An 18,224-nucleotide genomic window follows, 5' to 3' on the forward strand; every position below is an offset into this window, starting at 1 on the left:
CAGTGAAAAGGAGGGCAATATATGTCAGTCAGGGTTTATGAACTCGCAAAAGAGTTAAACAAAAGCAATAAGGAGATTTTAGATTTTCTGAAATCCAAAAATATAGAGTTAAAGAGCCATATGAGCAATGTGGAAGCTTCCCAGGCAGATATGGTAAGAGCAAATTACAGAAAGGGAAATCTCTCTTCAGCAGGTGGAGATGCTGCAAAGCAGGAAGGTGGCGAAAAGCCCAAGAAGAAAATTATTCAGGTGTTCCGCCCTCAGAACGCCAGTCATGTGCCGGAGCGCAGACAGAAATCCCAGCGCCAGGCAAACGACGGCCAGGAACAGAGAAATAATGAGAAGCGTCAGAATAACCGGCAGGGAGAAAACAGAGGTACACAGGAATCCATGAAACAGGAGAACAACAGAAATAACCGTTCAAATAATAACCGCAGCAGCAATAACAGCCGTTATAATGGAAACAGCAATGGGGAAAACCGTTCCAACAACAGAAATAATGGGGAGAACCGTTCTAATAACCGTTATAATGGAAATAATAACGGAGAACGCAACAACCGCTATAACGGAAACAATAACGGAGAGCGTTCCAACAACCGTTACAACGGAAACAACAATGGAGAGCGTTCTAACAACCGTTACAATGGAAACAATAACGGAGAGCGTTCCAACAACCGTTACAATGGAAACAACAATGGAGAGCGTTCCAACAACCGTTACAACGGAAACAACAATGGAGAGCGTTCCAATAGCCGTTACAATGGAAACAACAACGGAGAGCGTTCCAATAACCGTTTCGGTGGAAACAACAATCGCGGTGGAGATGGAAGAAGAGATCAGGGCGGAAAGTTCGATACACCGAAGCTGGAGTTTGTGGAAAAGGACAGCCGTAAAGCAAACAGAGAAAATAAGAAAAAAGATAATAAGAGAGATGAATATCAGAATCAGAGCAAACGTCCAAATCAGGGCGGCCGCCGTCAGACTCAGAGAATTCCAAAGGCTATGCAGCTTCAGAAGCCGGTGACACATGCCAAGGAAGAAAAGAGAGAGGAAGTAAAGGAAATTACACTTCCGGAAAAAATGACTATTCGCGAGCTGGCTGAAAAGATGAAAATGCAGCCGTCCGTAATTGTGAAAAAGCTGTTCATGGAAGGAATTATGGTTACTGTAAACCATGAGATCGACTTTGAAAAGGCTCAGGAAATTGCACTGGATTATGATATCATTGCAGAACAGGAAGAAAAGGTAGATGTCATTGAAGAACTCTTAAAGGAGGAAGAAGAGGAAGAAAGCACCTTAGTTGCAAGACCTCCGGTTGTCTGTGTTATGGGACACGTTGACCATGGTAAAACTTCACTTCTGGACTGCATCAGAAAGACACATGTTACAGACAGAGAGGCAGGCGGTATTACACAGCACATTGGCGCTTATATGGTAAGCGTAGAGGGACAGAAGATTACCTTCCTGGATACACCGGGACATGAAGCGTTTACCGCTATGCGTATGCGCGGTGCCAATGCTACAGATATTGCCATTTTGGTGGTTGCGGCAGATGATGGCGTCATGCCTCAGACAGTAGAAGCCATTAACCATGCAAAAGCCGCAGGCGTGGAAATTATTGTTGCCATTAACAAGATTGATAAGCCAAGCGCAAACATTGAAAGAGTAAAACAGGAATTATCCGAGTATGAGCTGATTCCGGAAGACTGGGGTGGAAGCACTATCTTTGTACCCGTATCTGCACATACAGGTGAGGGAATTGATAACCTTCTGGAAATGATACTCCTTACTGCAGAGGTGGCAGAATTAAAGGCAAATCCAAACAGAAGAGCCAGAGGTCTTGTCATTGAGGCAGAGCTGGACAAAGGAAAAGGCCCTGTGGCAACCATTCTGGTACAGAAGGGTACTCTGCATGTAGGTGATTTTATTGCGGCAGGCGCAAGTTCAGGTAAAGTTCGTGCCATGATTGACGATAAGGGAAGAAAGGTAAAAGAAGCCGGTCCTTCCACACCAGTGGAAATCCTGGGTCTTAGCGATGTGCCAAATGCAGGAGAAATCCTGGTTGTAACAGAAAATGATAAAGAAGCCAAAAACTTTGCGGCAACCTTTGTTTCTGAAAATAAAAATCGTCTTCTGGAAGAAACAAAAGCAAAAATGTCCCTGGACGATTTATTCAGCCAGATTCAGGCAGGTAATCTGAAAGAGCTGCCGATTATCGTAAAAGCAGACGTACAGGGTTCTGTAGAAGCAGTAAAACAGAGTCTTGTGAAGCTTTCCAATGAAGAGGTTGTGGTAAAAGTTATCCACGGTGGTGTCGGCGCCATTACGGAATCTGACGTAACTCTTGCCAGCGCTTCCAATGCCATTATTATCGGCTTTAATGTGCGTCCGGACGCAACTGCAAAATCCGTTGCAGAGCAGGAGGGCGTAGACCTGCGCCTGTACCGTGTCATTTATCAGGCCATTGAGGACGTAGAAGCAGCTATGAAGGGTATGTTAGATCCTGTATTTGAAGAAAAGGTTATCGGACACGCAGAAGTGCGTCAGATTTTCAAAGCTTCTGGCGTGGGCAACATTGCAGGTTCCTATGTTCTGGACGGTGTGTTCCAGAGAAACTGCAAGGTTCGTATCAGCAGAGAGGGCGAGCAGATTTTTGAGGGCGCTCTGGCATCTCTGAAGCGTTTTAAAGATGATGTAAAAGAAGTAAAAGCAGGCTATGAATGTGGTCTGGTATTTGAAGACTTCAATGACATCAAGGAAGAAGACAAAGTGGAAGCATATATTATGGTGGAGGTTCCGAGATAAGCGGTAAGCAGCGAAAAGGAGGAAACCCTTCGCCGGAACAGGAAGTAGATTATGAGAAAAAACAGTATAAAAAATACCCGGGTAAATGCAGAAGTACAGCATGAGCTGGCAAATTTAATCCGGGAAGGAATCAAAGACCCGCGTATTCACCCAATGACTTCTGTGACAGCGGTAGAGGTAGCGCCGGATTTGAAAACCTGCAGAGCCTATATCAGTGTTCTGGGAAATGAGGAAGCAAAGGAAAATACTATTGCAGGCTTAAAAAGTGCGGAAGGTTATATCCGCAGACAGCTTGCAAAGCGTATTAATCTTAGAAACACTCCTGAAATCCGTTTCATTCTGGACGAATCCATTGAATACGGAGTCACCATGTCAAAACTTATTGATGAGGTAACCGGAAGCGTGGGCAGACAGGAGGTTTTGGAAAATGGAGAAGATGATCAGTGAATTAAAGGGAATCCGCACAGCAGCCATTGCCGGACATGTACGTCCGGACGGTGACTGTGTGGGTGCCTGTATGGGGCTGTATTTATACCTGAAGGAAAATTATCCGGAAATCGAAACAGATATTTATCTGGAGGAGCCAAAGGAAAGTCTGCTGTTTCTACAGGGAACACAGAATATTCAGACCTCTTATACCGAAGAGAAGAGCTACGATGTGTTTTTTGTGCTGGATACCAGTGTGAAAAACCGTATGGGCGTCGCCCTGAAAGCTTTTGAATCTGCAAAAAAGACCATCTGTATTGATCATCATATCAGCAATAAGGGCTTTGCAGATGTCAATGTGATTGACCCGAATGCAAGCTCTGCTTCAGAGCTTTTGTATACGCTTTTGGAAAAGGAAAAGGTGACAAAGCCGGTGGCAGAGGCATTGTATACCGGAATTGCCAATGATACAGGAGTGTTTCAGTATTCCTGCACTTCTCCGAAAACTATGCGGATTGCAGCAGAATTAATGGAAACCGGAATTGCCTTTTCCAAAATTGTGGATAAATCTTTTTATGAAAAGACCTATGTACAGAATCAGATACTGGGCAGATGTCTGATGGAAAGCATTATGGTGCTGGATGGACAGTGTATCATCGGGGTTATCCGAAGAAAAGATATGGATTTTTACCATGTGGAGCCAAAGGATTTAGACGGCATTGTGCAGCAGCTTCGCGTAACAAAGGGCGTGGAGGTTGCCATGTTCCTCTATGAGCAGAAAGTACAGGAATTTAAGGTCAGCCTTCGTTCCAACGGGAAGGTGGACGTAAATGAGGTTGCCTCCTATTTCGGCGGCGGCGGTCATGTGCTGGCAGCAGGCTGTACCCTTCAGGGTTCTGCCTATGATGTAATCAACAATTTGCTGCGGGGTATAGAAAAACAGTTAGTAAAGAGTGAAACAGAATGATAAACGGAATTATCAATATTTATAAAGAAAAGGGATATACCTCTCATGATGTGGTGGCCAGGCTTCGGGGAATTGTGCACCAGAAAAAAATCGGACATACCGGGACTTTAGACCCGGACGCAGAAGGCGTGCTTCCGGTCTGCCTGGGAAAAGGAACCAAGCTTTGCTCCATGCTGACAGATAAGCGAAAAACCTATGAGGCTGTGCTTCATCTGGGCATTGAAACCGATACTCAGGATATTTCCGGAACCATAAAGCAGGAGTGTCCGGTTCAGGTGACAAAGGAAGAGGTGCGAGCCTGTGTGGAAGGCTTTGTGGGAAATCAGATGCAGATCCCGCCTATGTATTCCGCTTTAAAAGTAAAAGGGAAGAAGCTGTATGAGTTGGCAAGAGAAGGCATTGAGATAGAAAGGCAGGCAAGACCCGTTACTTTTTATGAGATTCAGATTCTTTCTATAAATCTGCCCTTTGTCCGTTTTTCTGTTACCTGTTCCAAGGGAACCTACATACGGACTTTGTGCCATGATATAGGAGTAAAGCTTGGGTGCATGGGCTGTATGGAAAGCCTGGTGCGTACAAGAGTAGACCGATTTTTGATACAGGACAGCCTGAAGCTTTCCGAAGCAGAAGCTCTGATGAAAGAGGGAAAGCTTTTGGAACATATGGTTTCTGTGGAGGAAATGTTTGAATATTTACCTGCTCTTTATGCAAAGCCGGCGTTTGCTAAAATGCTGCAGAATGGGAATGCAGTTGCAGAAAAACGGATTTTGGAGTCAGACAGAGTCCGTATGTATACAAATACAGGCGTATTTGTAGGAATTTATGAATGGCAGGAGGAGAAAGGGCTGTATAAGCCGGTTGCTATTTTTTCCTCTCCGGAGGATTTTCTGCCTGAAAAAAGGGATAAAACGTGAAGGAGCAGCGATGATTTATACAACAGAAGTTCCGCGCTTGGAAGAAGGAGTCAGAAGTGCAGTGACTCTGGGAAAGTTTGACGGACTGCACAGAGGACATCAGAAGCTGATTCACCGCATTCAGAAAAAGCGCAGCAGGAACTGTAGAACCGTGGTGTTTACCTTTGATGTGCCGCCAAGGTCTTATATGCTGAAAACACCCCCTAAATTTCTGCTTACTTATGAGGAGAGAAGGGAGCTTTCAGAGGAGAGAGGAATCGACATTCTGGCAGAATGTCCTTTTACGGAAGAGCTGATGCACATGGAGCCCGAGGACTTTGTAAAGGAATATCTGGTGGAGCGGCTGCATGCAGCCTATCTGGCAGTGGGACCGGATTTTTGCTTTGGCCATAATCGAAAAGGAAATCCCGAGTTGCTTCAGAAACTTGGGGAGCAGTATGGTTTTCAGGTGGAAATCGTAGAAAAGGAAAAGGACGGCGCCAGGGATATCAGCAGTACCTATGTCAGGGAAGAGCTGGAAAAGGGAAATATGGAAAAGGTCAATGAGCTTTTAGGGTATCCGTATTTTACCAGAGGTGAGATTGTTCACGGAAGGCAGTTAGGAAGAACTATAGGTGTACCCACGGCCAATCTTATTCCACATGAGATAAAAAAGCTTCCGCCAAACGGTGTTTATATTACAAAATCCTTTATAGACGGAAAACTGTTTGAAGGAATTACCAATGTGGGCTACAAGCCAACGGTAAGGGAGAATTTTTTGGGTGTGGAAACTTATCTTTTCTGCTGCAATGAGGATTTGTACGGGCAGGAGGCAGAGGTACGGTTTTATAAATTTCTGCGTCCAGAGGTAAAATTTGACTCCCTGGAGGAATTGAAGAAGCAGTTGAACCATGATGTAGAAATGGCTCGAATGTTTTTTGAAGAAGAAAATAGACAAAAGTAAAAACTTCGATTATGATGAAAGGGTGCTGTTTCGTGTGGCAGCGCCTTTACGAAGGAGAGAAAAATGAATATAGAAAACGTATTGTCGCTCATTGGCGGTCTGGGGCTTTTTCTCTATGGTATGACCGTTATGGGGGACAGCATTGAGAAAGCAGCCGGGGCAAAGATGCGAAGCTTTCTGGCGTTTTTTACCAAAAACAGGTTTGTGGGCATGTTGTTTGGCATGCTGTTCTGCGCGATTGTGCAGTCCTCAAGCGCTACGACGGTTATGGTGGTCAGCTTTGTTAATGCAGGACTTATGAATCTGGTACAGGCAACCGGTATTATTATGGGGGCCAATATTGGTACAACCATTACTTCCCAGTTGGTTGCGTTTAATCTGTCAGAAGCAGCCCCGATCTTTTTGATGCTGGGTGTTCTTGTGACTATGTTCTGCAAAAATACAAAGGTGAAGCAGACCGGAGAAGCCATACTGGGATTTGGTGTGCTTTTCATGGGACTTTCTCTGATGTCTGGCAGCATGGCAGGCATGAAGGAATCTCCTGTAATTGTGAATCTGCTGGCAGGTCTTGATAATCCTTTCCTGGGAATTTTTGTGGGATTTGTGGTTACAGCCATTATTCAAAGTTCTTCTGTTACAGTCAGCATTGTGCTTTTAATGGCACAGCAGGGGCTGCTTCCTCTGTGGATTTGTTTTTATATTATTTTGGGCTGTAACATTGGCTCCTGTACTACTGCGCTTCTGGCAAGCATCAGTGGGAATAAAGATGCCAAACGTGCGGCAATGATTCATTTCCTGTTTAATATTATAGGAACCATAATTATTGCGGTGATTCTTCTTTTGGGAGAACGCTGGATTGAAGCTGGTATTTTGACAATTTCCAACCATGACATTGGACGAAGTGTGGCAAATGCCCACACCTTCTTTAAGGTCTTCCAGGTTCTGGTTCTTTTCCCGTTTGCACAGTGGATTGTAAAACTGACATATCTTCTGGTTCCGGACAGGAAAAACGAAAAGCAGGAAGAAGGGTTTCATCTGGAGTACATAGGACCCTCCAGTGTATTTTCACCCAGCACGGCTGTGGTAGAGGTGACAAAGGAGCTGGAACGTATGGGAAATATGGCGGCAGAGAATTTAAGCTGCGCTATGGACGCCCTGCTTTCTCCAGAAGAAAAGAAGCTTCAAAGCGTGTATGAAACAGAAAAGAATATCAATTACATGAATCATGCAATTACGGACTATCTGGTATCCATCAGCCAGAGTACCCTTCCTATTGATGACATTAAAAGTATTGGTGGTCTGTTTCATGTGGTAAATGATATTGAGCGAATCGGAGATCATGCAGAAAATGTGGCGGATGCAGCCAGAACCAGAGAGGAGCGAAATATTCCTTTCAGCCCGCAGGCGCAGGAGGAGATGAAGGGAATGCTGGAACAGGTGCTTCAGATTACCTCCTATGCTATGGACATGTTTTCCAATAATAACCGGGAGCATCTTCAGGAAATTCTGGAGCTGGAAAATTCCATTGACCAGATGGAACGGGATTTGCAGAAAGCGCACGTAAAACGCCTTACCAGAAAAGAATGTACACCTGATGCCGGAATGTTGTTTTCTGATTTGATTTCCGGTCTGGAGAGAGTGGCAGATCATGCGACCAATATTGCCTTCTCCATTTTAGATGAGGAACCGGAAGAAAAAAACGTATAATATACAAAAGATAAGCCTGAGGGAAACTGCCCTTGGGCTTTTTTGCAGCTTCGCGAGGATTGCACTGCGGCGGAATGGAATGATGTCGCTGATGCGACCAGTCACAGACAGAGGATCCCGCAGGAGGGATTTTTTGTTATAGGAAAATTTGAGAAAAGGAGAAAGGGTATATTATGCGGAAAATGGGAAAACGCTGCATCAGGGGACTTTTTACAACAGGTCTTCTGGCAGCAGGAATTTTTTTGTACAGGGAGGAACTTTTGGCAGCGCCCGCAGAGGAAGGAAAGATAATCGCATATGCAAATGTAAATTCCTGTCTGAATATTCGCACAGGCAAAGGGACAGAGTATGAGGTGAAAGCGCAGCTTCCAAAGGACGGGTGCTGTGAGATTCTGGAGGATGCAGGGGACTGGTGCAGGATTTCTTCGGACGGAATTGAAGGTTATGTGTTTAAAGCATACCTGATTACAGGCATTTCGGAAAAGGAATATCTGGCTTTGACTCAGAGGAGGGAACCTGTGTATGCATATCGGATTTCAGAAGAAAAGACAAACAAGGCTGATAAAATTCAGACAGCAAGTGCCGGGGTGCAAAATGCCTCAAAAGGAGAGGAACTGGTGCAGTTTGCCTTGCAATTGTGGGAAATCCCTATGTGTGGGGTGGGACAAGCCTGACAGAGGGGGCAGACTGCTCCGGCTTTGTCCAGAGTGTGTATCAGAATTTCGGGATTTCCCTGCCAAGAGTGGCGGCAGACCAGGCAAATGCAGGAACAAGAGTGGCGCTTACAGAGCTTTTGCCGGGAGATTTGATTTTCTATGCAGACGGTGGGGAAATCTACCATGTGGTGTTGTACATGGGGGACAATCAGGTGGTGCATGCCAGCAGTAAGGCTACAGGAATTAAGGTGTCAAATGTGTATTGGGAGCATGCAGTACAGGCTGTGAGGCTGCTTTGAGAATATAAAAAATATCTTGACAGGAGATAGGCACAGGGGTAAAATATAAAAAGTAAATATTTACAGCATAGACGGACAGAGAGCAAGAGAAGACGGCGGATATGCTGGGAAAATTTGGATTTTAGCGTGTATAGGAAGGCTCCGTTTGTCTGTTATGACAAGCGGAGTTTTTGTTTATAAAAACACAGAACAGGGGGAAGCTGTGAAAAAAACAGAAGGAAAAACAGGGAAGAAAAGAATTCTGAAAGTCTGCTTGATTTTTTTTGGGATTTTCTTTTTCCTTTTGGCTGGCAGTATCGCAGGTTTTTTTTATTTGCGTGTAAAAGGAGAGAAAGGACTGAAAACAGCAGTTCCGGCTGCAGAGCAGTCAGAGGAAAAAAGCGAGAAGGAAGGGCAAAAAGAGAAAGAGGATTTGCCGGAGGGTATTTATACCACATATCAGGGAAAACGGTATCGGTATAATGAAGATGAGATTAATTTTTTGTGCCTTGGTATTGATAAAGATATTCCCATGGAGGAAAAGAGGAATACAGGAAGCGAGGGACTGGCAGACGCCGTTTTGCTGGTGAGTATTAATGTGCAAAGTAAAGATGTGAAACTTCTGGCTATACCAAGGGAAACTGTGATTCCTGTAAAAGTTTTTGACAGAGCCGGGAATTTTGTAAAAACAGAAAATAAACAGATTACACTGCAGTATGCCTATGGAAGAACAGCCAAAGACAGCTGTGAACTTACGGCAGAGGCTGTATCGAATTTGTTGTATAAGCTGCCCATTCAGCGTTATTGTGCCATTAATTTTACGGCGCTTCCTGTTTTAAATGATGCCATCGGAGGGGTAAAGCTGACGGCTCTGGAAACTGTACAATGGTGGAATGGCAGTTTTTATGAAGGCCAGGACTTGCATCTGAAAGGACAAATGGCTCTTGATTATGTAAGGCAGAGAGATGAAACCATTCCTGAGAGCAGCATGGGAAGACTGGAAAGACAGAAACAGTATATAACCGGGTTTATTGATCAGGCAAAAGCAGCAGTTAAAAAAGATGTAACCCTTCCGGCAGAGCTCTTTCAGCAGTTAACGGATTATATGTGTACGAATATAACACTGGAGGATCTTGCTTATCTGGCTCCGGAGCTTGTAAATATCCGTCTGAATCCGGAAAATATCGGTATGGTTCCCGGTGATGTGGTTCCGGCAGGGGAACATGAGGAATATCATGTGCATACGGAAGAGTTAAAAAAACTTGTAATTCAGTCTTTTTATGAAGAGGTTCCAGAAGAGGGAATTACAGGAGAAGCAGTACAGTGACAGATATAAAGGAGAGCAGCTATGAAAAAGTCTTTGAAAGTAATTATTATTATTGTTGCGGCAGTTTTCTTAACTGCAGGTGCAGCTATCGGAGTGATTTATTTTTTTGGCGGACAGGAACAGCCCACAGAAACAGTCAGTAAACCGGAAAAGGCAGATGCAGAGCAGGCAGAAAAGGATTATCAGGTTCTGCAGGGAGAAGTGGTAGAAAAGAGTCAGGATCCTTACGAAAGTAAGATTAATTTTGAAGAACTGCAGAAGTTAAATCAAGATGCCTATGCATGGATACAGATACCGGGTACAAACATAGATTATCCGATTCTGCAGACAGCAGTGGAGGCAGATGACTATTATCTGAATCGAACCATTGATGGGAAAGTTGGTTATCCGGGGTCTATTTATACAGAAAAATACAATTCCACTTCTTTTGCAGACCCGGTTACTATCGTATACGGACATAATATGAAAGAAGGCACCATGTTTGCGGATTTGCATAAATATACAGACAAAGCTTTTTTTGACAGTAACCCGTACATTTATATTTATTTACCGGATAAAACCCTGAAATATCAGATTTTTGCTGCGGTAGCCTTTGATGACAGATATATTTTAGGCAGCTATAATTTTTTGGATAAAGATGATTTTCAGAAATATTTAGACGAACTCAGAAGTTCGATAGACGGAAATGTAAATTCTGATATAGAGGTCACACAGGATAGTAAAATTCTGACGTTGTCTACCTGTATCGGAGAATATCCGGAACAGAGATGGCTTGTAAATGCAACATTGGTATCACAGGAAGAATAGCCGTAAAAGAGGTTAAAACATGTATATGTTTTAATAAATCACACAAAATAGCAGATAGGAGAGAACATTATGAAAAGTTTGAAAAAGGCGGCAGCAGTAGCAGCGGCAGCAGTATTGTGCGTAAGCATGAGTGTAGGTGTATTCGCTTCCAGTCCGACAGACCCGGAAATTCCATCCGTATGGGGTGGAAACGGAACAGATAAAGACGGAAACAAAGTGACTGCAATGCAGACAGAAGAACTTTCCAAGGAAGTGGAAGAAATTCTGAAAGATGAAGAGCAGGTGAAAGAAATTCTGAAGGAAGCCGGATACGAGGTTACAGAAGACCAGAACGCAGTTGTTCTTGGCGCAGGCAATATTGAGCTTGTAGATGGACAGTGGGACGGTATGGAAATGCCGGAAGGCGGAGTTGACTTAGAACTTAGATTGGAAACCGGATCTTGGGATTGGGATACTAATACCTATGTAGAAAATGAAACATTGAAAGATCTGAAAGACGGAGATACTGTATATGTTCTTCATCAGAAAGCAGACGGAACCTGGGAAGTGCTGGAAGGAACAGCCGTTGTAGAAAACATCTATGGTTATACATATTACAGTGTAAAAGCACACTTTGACAGCCTTTCTCCAGTAGCAATTGTAAAGATCATGTCTAACGGGGAAGTTGTTGTTCTGGACAAAGAAGAAAAACCAGTTGGAACAATTAAACCGGGAGAAAAGGATCCGGTTGGAACAATTCAGCCGGAAAAAGCTGAGGGAAAAGGAGATTCTAAAGTAGTGAAGACATCTTCTGCAACTACAAAAAAATCTCCAAAAACAGGAAATTAAACCAGAATAAATAGTAGTACAAATGGTATTTTGTGTGAGGATAAAAAGCAGAAACCCGTCTGTCTTAAGGCAGAATGGGTTTCTGTTTTCTGAAGATTTATAAAGGGGAAGAGATGAAAGGATTAAAAGTCTATTATAGAATCATGGCCGGAGTTACTGTATTTTTTATGATATGGTATCCGTTTCTTACATATTTTCATGCAGAAAAACCCTCTGGAATGGAACTGCGGTATTTTGCAAAAAAGTCAAAAGTTTTAGTGGATATGTTTTTATATCAGAAAGAGAAGATGTTATTCATTTTTGCCATTTTTTTACTGCTGGCAATGGTAACGGGAGGAATGCTTTTTTATGTCCTCAAAGAAGAAATTCCTTTTCGTTTTTGTCTGCAAAAGAAGATTTTTGGGGCAGTCAGTGTTTATTTTTTACTGAATGTATTCTCTGTTTTGCTTTCTTCCTATAAAGAATATGGAGTTATGGGACTACATATTGACTATGAGGGACTTGCAGCGATTTTTGGTTATATGGTACTGTTTGCAGCAGGATATTTCCTTTTTCAAAATGAGAAAAACAGAGTGCTGCTGAAAGCAGGAATTAAAATATTGGCTTTTTTTATCATTTTGGGAACTGCGCTGGAAATGAAGTATGGACCGCTTTTTAACATAGAATGGATTCAAAAACTGCTTACTCCGGATCACTACGAACATCTGCTGGAGCATTTGTATCTGGATTATCATGGAAGCGTATCTCTTACTTTTGCAAATCCCGGATTTTTCGGAGGGTTTTGTGCATTATTATTCCCCATTTTACTGGGAATGGGAATACAGGAAGAGAAGCGAGGAAAGAGGTGGATAAATACAGGGCTGGCTGGGGGAATGTTTTTTTGCATTTTGATGTCAGGTTCTTCAGGCGCTCTTTATGCAGGTCTTCTGGCTGCTTTTTTTCAAATCTTTTTCCGAATAAAGAAAGAAAACTGGAAAAGACGAATAGGTTTAGCTGGAGAAATGGTTCTTTTGTTGTTTCTCTTTTCTGCTGCTTTACAGTTTTTGGTGCTTCATGGACAAAATAATATATGGAAAAAAACGGAGTCTTCTCTGGTAAATACGCAGTACACTAGGAACGAATCTGTTTTTGCAGTTGAAAAGATACAACTGCAGCAGGGAAAATTAAAGGTGTGGGGAGAGGAAGGAAATTTTACGACAGAAGTGCTGTCAGAAGGTTCTGATCTGCATTTGCAGGACTTTATGTTTACAGATGACAGGGGAGAGCAAATTGAAACAGAATCCGGCAGACTCACCGGAGATTTCAAAAAAATAAAAGCAGAGGTTATGGGACAGATTTTGTCTTTTGATTTTGGATATCAGGAACCTGTAGAGTTTTATGCAGAAAGCGGTAAGCTATATTATATAGATTTTAATGGCTCACTTTTGCAGAAAATCCCTCAGCCGGTTATGAGAGGTCTGGAACGATTTTATCCCTTATTTACAGGTCGGGGTTATATCTGGATATCCAGTATACCGGTGCTTATGGATACCATGCTTTTAGGAAAAGGAATCGGCGCCTTTCCATTTGTTTATCCTCAGTCAGAGGTGGCAGGTATGCTGAATGTACACGGAAGTGCAGATTATTGTATTGAGCAGGCACACAGTTGGTATCTGCAGACAGCCGTCAGCAGTGGTATTTTGTCCCTGTTTTGTATGTTGTACGTGTTTTTTACAGCCTTTAAAAAGGGAATAAAAGAGAAAAAGCCAGATGTTTTTTTCTGGGGAATTATGGCATATATCATAACAGGTTTGGTCAATAACAGCAATGTAGCCGCAGCGCCTTTTTTCTGGCTTCTGTTAGGGTGTTTTCTTGTACCGGAAAAAACAGATAGAATTTAAAATGGCAATGAAAAAAGCAAAAGTTTTGTCTTTACATTCCGTCAGGTATATGCTATACTCAAAACGTTGAGAACAGCCGTGGTTCAGAAGTCGGAAGCTCCAACCGCTCCTTAATCACAGGCGATAGAATATGATAATTATGGAGGAAACAAAAATGATTTCTAAAGAAAAGAAACAGGCTATTATGGCAGAATACGCAAGAACACCAGGCGATACAGGTTCACCGGAAGTACAGGTAGCTGTGCTGACAGCAAGAATTCAGGAGCTTACAGAGCATCTGAAAGTGAACCACAAAGACCATCACTCCAGAAGAGGTCTTCTGAAAATGGTAGGTCAAAGACGTGGACTGCTTGCATACCTGAAGAAAACTGATATTGAAAGATACCGTGCTTTAATCGAGCGTTTAGGTCTTAGAAAATAATCAGAACCAGAAGACGGGGCGGGAGGATTCCCGCCCTGTTTTTACCGTGAGAAAGAAAAACAGCACAGGTTATTCTGGTACCGGGACCACTGAAAAGCACATTTGAAGAGCTTTAAGTGTGTTTTTCAGTTGTTTCGGACAGACAGTGCTGGAAAGAAGAAAAGGAGAAAAAATATGTATAAGAGTTTTTCAATGGAATTGGCAGGAAGAACCCTGACCGTAGATATCGGACGTGTGGCAAAGCAGGCAAACGGCGCGGCTTTTATGCGCTATGGAGATACCACTGTATTATCCACTGCAACCGCGTCTGACAAACCAAGAGAAGGAATTGATTTCTTCCCATTGAGCGTGGAATACGAAGAAAAAATGTATGCCGTAGGTAAGATTCCGGGAGGCTTTAACAAAAGAGAAGGAAAGGCAAGTGAACATGCAATCCTGACTTCCCGTGTTATTGACCGTCCTATGCGTCCGCTGTTTCCAAAGGATTACAGAAATGATGTAACCTTAAACAACATGGTTATGGCTGTGGATACAGAGTGTAACCCAGAGGTTGTTGCCATGCTGGGTTCTTCTATTGCAACTTGTATTTCTGATATTCCGTTTGATGGTCCTTGTGCAGCAACCCAGATTGGTATGGTAAACGGAGAGCTGGTTGTAAACCCTTCTCTGGCACAGAAAGAAATTTCTGATCTTCAGCTTACAGTTGCTTCTACAAGAGAAAAAGTCATTATGATTGAGGCAGGAGCAAATGAAATTCCTGAAGCAAAAATGATTGAAGCAATCTTCAAAGCTCATGAAGTAAACCAGGAAATCATTGCATTTATTGATAAAATCGTTGCAGAATGCGGAAAAGAAAAACACACTTATGAAAGCTGTGCAGTTCCGGAAGAACTGTTTGATGCAATTAAAGAGATTGTAACTCCGGAAGAAATGGAAGAAGCAGTCTTTACAGATGAAAAGCAGGTAAGAGAAGAAAATATCCGTGCGATTACCGAAAAGCTGGAAGAGGCTTTTGCAGATAATGAAGAATGGCTGGCTGTATTAGGTGAAGCTGTTTACCAGTATCAGAAGAAAACGGTTCGTAAGATGATTTTAAAAGATCATAAACGTCCAGACGGAAGAGCCATCACCCAGATTCGTCCTCTGGCAGCAGAGGTTGACCTGATTCCGAGAGTCCATGGTTCTGCTATGTTTACAAGAGGACAGACTCAGATTTGTACTGTCACCACTCTGGCTCCGTTATCAGAGGCACAGAGATTGGACGGCTTAGATGAATTTGAAGTAAGCAAGCGCTACATGCATCACTATAATTTCCCGTCCTATTCTGTAGGAGAAACAAAACCTTCCAGAGGACCGGGACGCCGTGAAATCGGACACGGAGCACTGGCAGAAAGAGCTTTAGTACCGGTAATCCCAAGTGTAGAGGAATTCCCATACGCAATTCGTACGGTGTCTGAAACCTTTGAATCCAATGGCTCAACTTCTCAGGCAAGTATCTGTGCATCTACCATGTCTTTAATGGCAGCAGGTGTACCCATTAAAAAACCGGTTGCAGGTATTTCCTGCGGTCTTGTTACAGGAGAAACCGATGATGATTATCTGGTACTTACCGATATTCAGGGTCTGGAAGACTTTTTCGGAGATATGGACTTTAAAGTAGCAGGTACACATGACGGTATCACTGCCATTCAGATGGACATTAAGATTCACGGTCTTACAAGGCAGATTATTGAAGAAGCCATTGCCAGAACAAAAGAGGCAAGAGAATACATTTTAACAGAAGTTATGGAAAAATGTATTGCAGAGCCAAGAAAAACGGTCAGCAAATATGCGCCTAAGATTGTACAGATTCAGATTGACCCTGAAAAAATCGGCGATGTGGTAGGTCAGAGAGGAAAGACCATTAATGCCATCATTGATGAAACAGGTGTGAAAATCGATATTGACGACAGCGGTGCAGTGTCTGTATGCGGTACAGACCAGGCAATGATGGATAAGGCTGTAAAGTATATTCAGACTATTACAACAGACTTTGAAGAAGGTCAGATTTTCACAGGAAAGGTTGTCAGCATCAAAGAGTTCGGCGCTTTCCTGGAATTTGCACCAGGTAAAGAAGGAATGGTTCACATTTCCAAAATTGCAAAGGAAAGAATCAACAAAGTAGAAGATGTGCTTTCTCTGGGTGATGTTGTAAAAGTGGTATGCCTTGGAAAAGATAAAATGGGACGTATCAGCTTCAGCATCAAAGATGTTCCGGAAGAGGCATAAAAGTTGTAAAACAGAAACAAATAGGAGGGGTGGCACAGATAAGGGTGCGCCCCCTTTTTGGACTTTTTCAGGTGGAATATGAATAGAAAAAGAATCGGAATTTTTATGCTGCTTTTGGCAGCCGCACTTTCCGGCTGCGGAAGGGGACAAGAGGAAAAAAGTCCCAAACCGGAAGAGGAGAAGACGGCAGAGTGCCGGGAACCGGAAGCGCAGGAAAAGGTACAAAAAGACAGAGAAGATTCTGCAGACTCTGCAAAGGAGGAGTCCCCAAAAGTGAGTGAGGGTGTTTTTCTCTTTGCAGATTCAGACAAACGAATGCTGGAGGAGCAGGAGGCAATATCGCCCTCTATCCGTATGCAGGATTTCAACCAGGAAATTATTTATGGGTATAATCCCCATTGGTATGACCTTGCAGTCAATGAAATTTATGCCCGACACGGATATGCGTTTCAGACAGAAAATATAAGACAGTATTTTGAAGCACAGCCCTGGTATGAGGCAGATATAGAACCGGAACAATTTCAGGAAAGTATTTTCAATGAATTTGAAAAGAAGAATATACAGATGCTTTTAAATGGAAAAGAAGCTAATAAAAAAGAGGAACTTCTGGCAGAAGGAAACACTTATACCATTACCAGTAATACTACTTACGAGCCGGTTTTCCGTAATTATACGTTTCAGTTTCAGGTGCCTGAGGAATGGCTGGCACAGGGATACAGCCTTGCGGTGAGCGATACGTCTAGCGATTCCGCTTATTGGGTCATTACAAAAAACTGGAGAGAAGATGTGGCAGAGCTTCAGATTATACCCATGGAGTTTTATGAGGGGGAAATTTCCGAGGAAGATATTCTATGGAAAGACCATGTCTGTATGGTGTGCGTCAGCACAGAGCAGGCGGAAGAAGAACTAAAAAACGGGATTAAGCAAATAAAAGATACCATTTACAGAGTACAGAGGTGAACCTATATGCGTTATCATAATATTACAAAAGACGATATGTTAAACGGCGACGGTCTTCGGGTGGTGCTGTGGGTAGCAGGCTGCGACCATGGCTGCAAAGGCTGCCAGAATCCGGTGACCTGGGATCCCAATGGCGGGCTGATTTTTGACGAAACTGCAAAGCAGGAGATTTTTGAACAAATGGAAAAAAGTTATATTGCAGGCATTACGTTTTCCGGAGGAGATCCCCTGCACTGGAGAAATGTGGAGGAGGTTACAGCCCTTGCAAAGGAACTGAAGGAAAAATACCCAAAAAAAACCATATGGCTGTACACAGGATTTTTATGGGAAGAAATCCGAGATTTGGATATTCTGCCTTATCTGGACGTTCTGGTGGACGGAGAATTTGTAGAGGCAGAGAAGGATATTGCCTTAAAATGGAAAGGAAGCGCAAATCAGAGGGTGATTGATGTACCGCAGACCTTAGAAACAGGAAATATAGTGCTGCATGCATAGGAGGACAAAATGAAGAGAATTGCAAAATTTCATAAAGTAAGCGAAAAACAGTTTGCAGAGGGCTGGAGAGATTCCTTTGGGGAAGTGAGCGATGCAGAAGTTCAGAATATTTATGAGAACATCAGACTTCCCAAAAGAGCCACCGCAGGAAGTGCAGGATACGACTTTTTCAGTCCTTTAAGCTTTGAACTGAAACCGGGAGAAACCATAAAAATTCCCACAGGTATCCGGGCGGAAATGGAATGCGGCTGGGTTTTGAAACTTTATCCCAGAAGCGGACTGGGCTTTAAATATCGCTTACAACTTAACAATACCGTAGGAATTATTGACAGTGATTATTTTTACTCTGACAATGAGGGCCACATTTTTATTAAAATAACCAATGCTTCCAATGAGGGCAAAACCGTACAGGTGGAGGCAGGAACCGGCTTTGCACAGGGGATTTTTCTGGAATACGGCATCACCATGGACGATGATGTGGAGGCTGTGCGAAACGGAGGCTTTGGCAGCACTACCGGAAAGCATTAGCAGGCTGGCTGTTA

At 43.1% G+C, this 18,224-nt stretch carries 17 protein-coding genes; all 17 read left to right on the forward strand.

Annotated elements, in window-relative coordinates; translation table 11 throughout:
* The first annotated feature begins 21 nt into the window (after nt 1-21).
* Entirely contained in the window at nt 22-2,805 is a 2,784-nt protein-coding gene (gene infB / locus DQQ01_RS05585; RefSeq protein ID WP_111919097.1) for a translation initiation factor IF-2, read from the forward strand.
* A gap of 51 nt (nt 2,806-2,856) precedes the next feature.
* On the forward strand, nt 2,857-3,252 hold the full coding sequence (gene rbfA, locus DQQ01_RS05590) for a 30S ribosome-binding factor RbfA (RefSeq protein ID WP_111919099.1): 396 nt from the start codon (nt 2,857-2,859) through the stop codon (nt 3,250-3,252).
* Nucleotides 3,233-4,198: a DHH family phosphoesterase gene (locus DQQ01_RS05595; protein WP_111919101.1), complete on the forward strand. Its 966-nt coding sequence runs from the start codon at nt 3,233-3,235 to the stop codon at nt 4,196-4,198. Before rbfA ends, DQQ01_RS05595 begins: the two co-directional genes overlap by 20 nt.
* Complete coding sequence (gene truB / locus DQQ01_RS05600; protein WP_111919103.1) at nt 4,195-5,112, forward strand: tRNA pseudouridine(55) synthase TruB; 918 nt, start codon at nt 4,195-4,197, stop codon at nt 5,110-5,112. Before DQQ01_RS05595 ends, truB begins: the two co-directional genes overlap by 4 nt.
* A gap of 10 nt (nt 5,113-5,122) precedes the next feature.
* The gene (locus DQQ01_RS05605; protein ID WP_111919105.1) at nt 5,123-6,055 is read left to right on the forward strand and encodes a bifunctional riboflavin kinase/FAD synthetase; all 933 of its coding nucleotides are present in this window, start codon (nt 5,123-5,125) and stop codon (nt 6,053-6,055) included.
* A gap of 63 nt (nt 6,056-6,118) precedes the next feature.
* The gene (locus DQQ01_RS05610) at nt 6,119-7,762 is read left to right on the forward strand and encodes a Na/Pi cotransporter family protein (protein ID WP_111919107.1); all 1,644 of its coding nucleotides are present in this window, start codon (nt 6,119-6,121) and stop codon (nt 7,760-7,762) included.
* A 173-nt stretch (nt 7,763-7,935) separates the two neighbouring features.
* Complete coding sequence (locus DQQ01_RS16370; protein WP_242980601.1) at nt 7,936-8,436, forward strand: SH3 domain-containing protein; 501 nt, start codon at nt 7,936-7,938, stop codon at nt 8,434-8,436.
* Nucleotides 8,415-8,717 (forward strand): C40 family peptidase, encoded by a 303-nt coding sequence (locus DQQ01_RS16375; protein WP_242980603.1) that lies wholly within the window; start codon nt 8,415-8,417, stop codon nt 8,715-8,717. The genes DQQ01_RS16370 and DQQ01_RS16375 overlap by 22 nt, the downstream gene beginning before the upstream one ends.
* 202 nt (nt 8,718-8,919) lie before the next feature.
* Nucleotides 8,920-10,023, forward strand: a complete 1,104-nt coding sequence (locus DQQ01_RS05625; protein ID WP_162624253.1) for an LCP family protein — start codon at nt 8,920-8,922, stop codon at nt 10,021-10,023.
* A 21-nt stretch (nt 10,024-10,044) separates the two neighbouring features.
* Entirely contained in the window at nt 10,045-10,830 is a 786-nt protein-coding gene (srtB, locus tag DQQ01_RS05630; protein WP_111919113.1) for a class B sortase, read from the forward strand.
* Between the two features lie 69 nt (nt 10,831-10,899).
* Entirely contained in the window at nt 10,900-11,658 is a 759-nt protein-coding gene (locus DQQ01_RS05635) for a Nif11-like leader peptide family natural product precursor (RefSeq protein ID WP_111919115.1), read from the forward strand.
* A gap of 113 nt (nt 11,659-11,771) precedes the next feature.
* Nucleotides 11,772-13,538 carry an O-antigen ligase family protein gene (locus DQQ01_RS05640; protein ID WP_162624254.1) on the forward strand — a complete coding sequence of 589 codons (1,767 nt, stop codon included), beginning with the start codon at nt 11,772-11,774 and terminating at the stop codon, nt 13,536-13,538.
* A 154-nt stretch (nt 13,539-13,692) separates the two neighbouring features.
* The gene (gene rpsO / locus DQQ01_RS05645; RefSeq protein ID WP_111920841.1) at nt 13,693-13,959 is read left to right on the forward strand and encodes a 30S ribosomal protein S15; all 267 of its coding nucleotides are present in this window, start codon (nt 13,693-13,695) and stop codon (nt 13,957-13,959) included.
* A gap of 174 nt (nt 13,960-14,133) precedes the next feature.
* A complete protein-coding gene (locus DQQ01_RS05650) occupies nt 14,134-16,227 on the forward strand; it encodes a polyribonucleotide nucleotidyltransferase (protein ID WP_111919119.1) in 2,094 nt (697 codons plus the stop codon).
* A 78-nt stretch (nt 16,228-16,305) separates the two neighbouring features.
* Entirely contained in the window at nt 16,306-17,187 is an 882-nt protein-coding gene (locus DQQ01_RS05655) for a YARHG domain-containing protein (protein ID WP_162624255.1), read from the forward strand.
* 6 nt (nt 17,188-17,193) lie between these two features.
* Nucleotides 17,194-17,682 carry an anaerobic ribonucleoside-triphosphate reductase activating protein gene (nrdG, locus tag DQQ01_RS05660; protein WP_111919123.1) on the forward strand — a complete coding sequence of 163 codons (489 nt, stop codon included), beginning with the start codon at nt 17,194-17,196 and terminating at the stop codon, nt 17,680-17,682.
* A gap of 9 nt (nt 17,683-17,691) precedes the next feature.
* On the forward strand, nt 17,692-18,210 hold the full coding sequence (locus DQQ01_RS05665; RefSeq protein WP_111919125.1) for a dCTP deaminase/dUTPase family protein: 519 nt from the start codon (nt 17,692-17,694) through the stop codon (nt 18,208-18,210).
* Nucleotides 18,211-18,224 lie beyond the last annotated feature (14 nt).

It is taken from the genome of Blautia argi (assembly GCF_003287895.1).
Classification (GTDB): Bacteria; Bacillota; Clostridia; order Lachnospirales; family Lachnospiraceae; genus Blautia; species Blautia argi.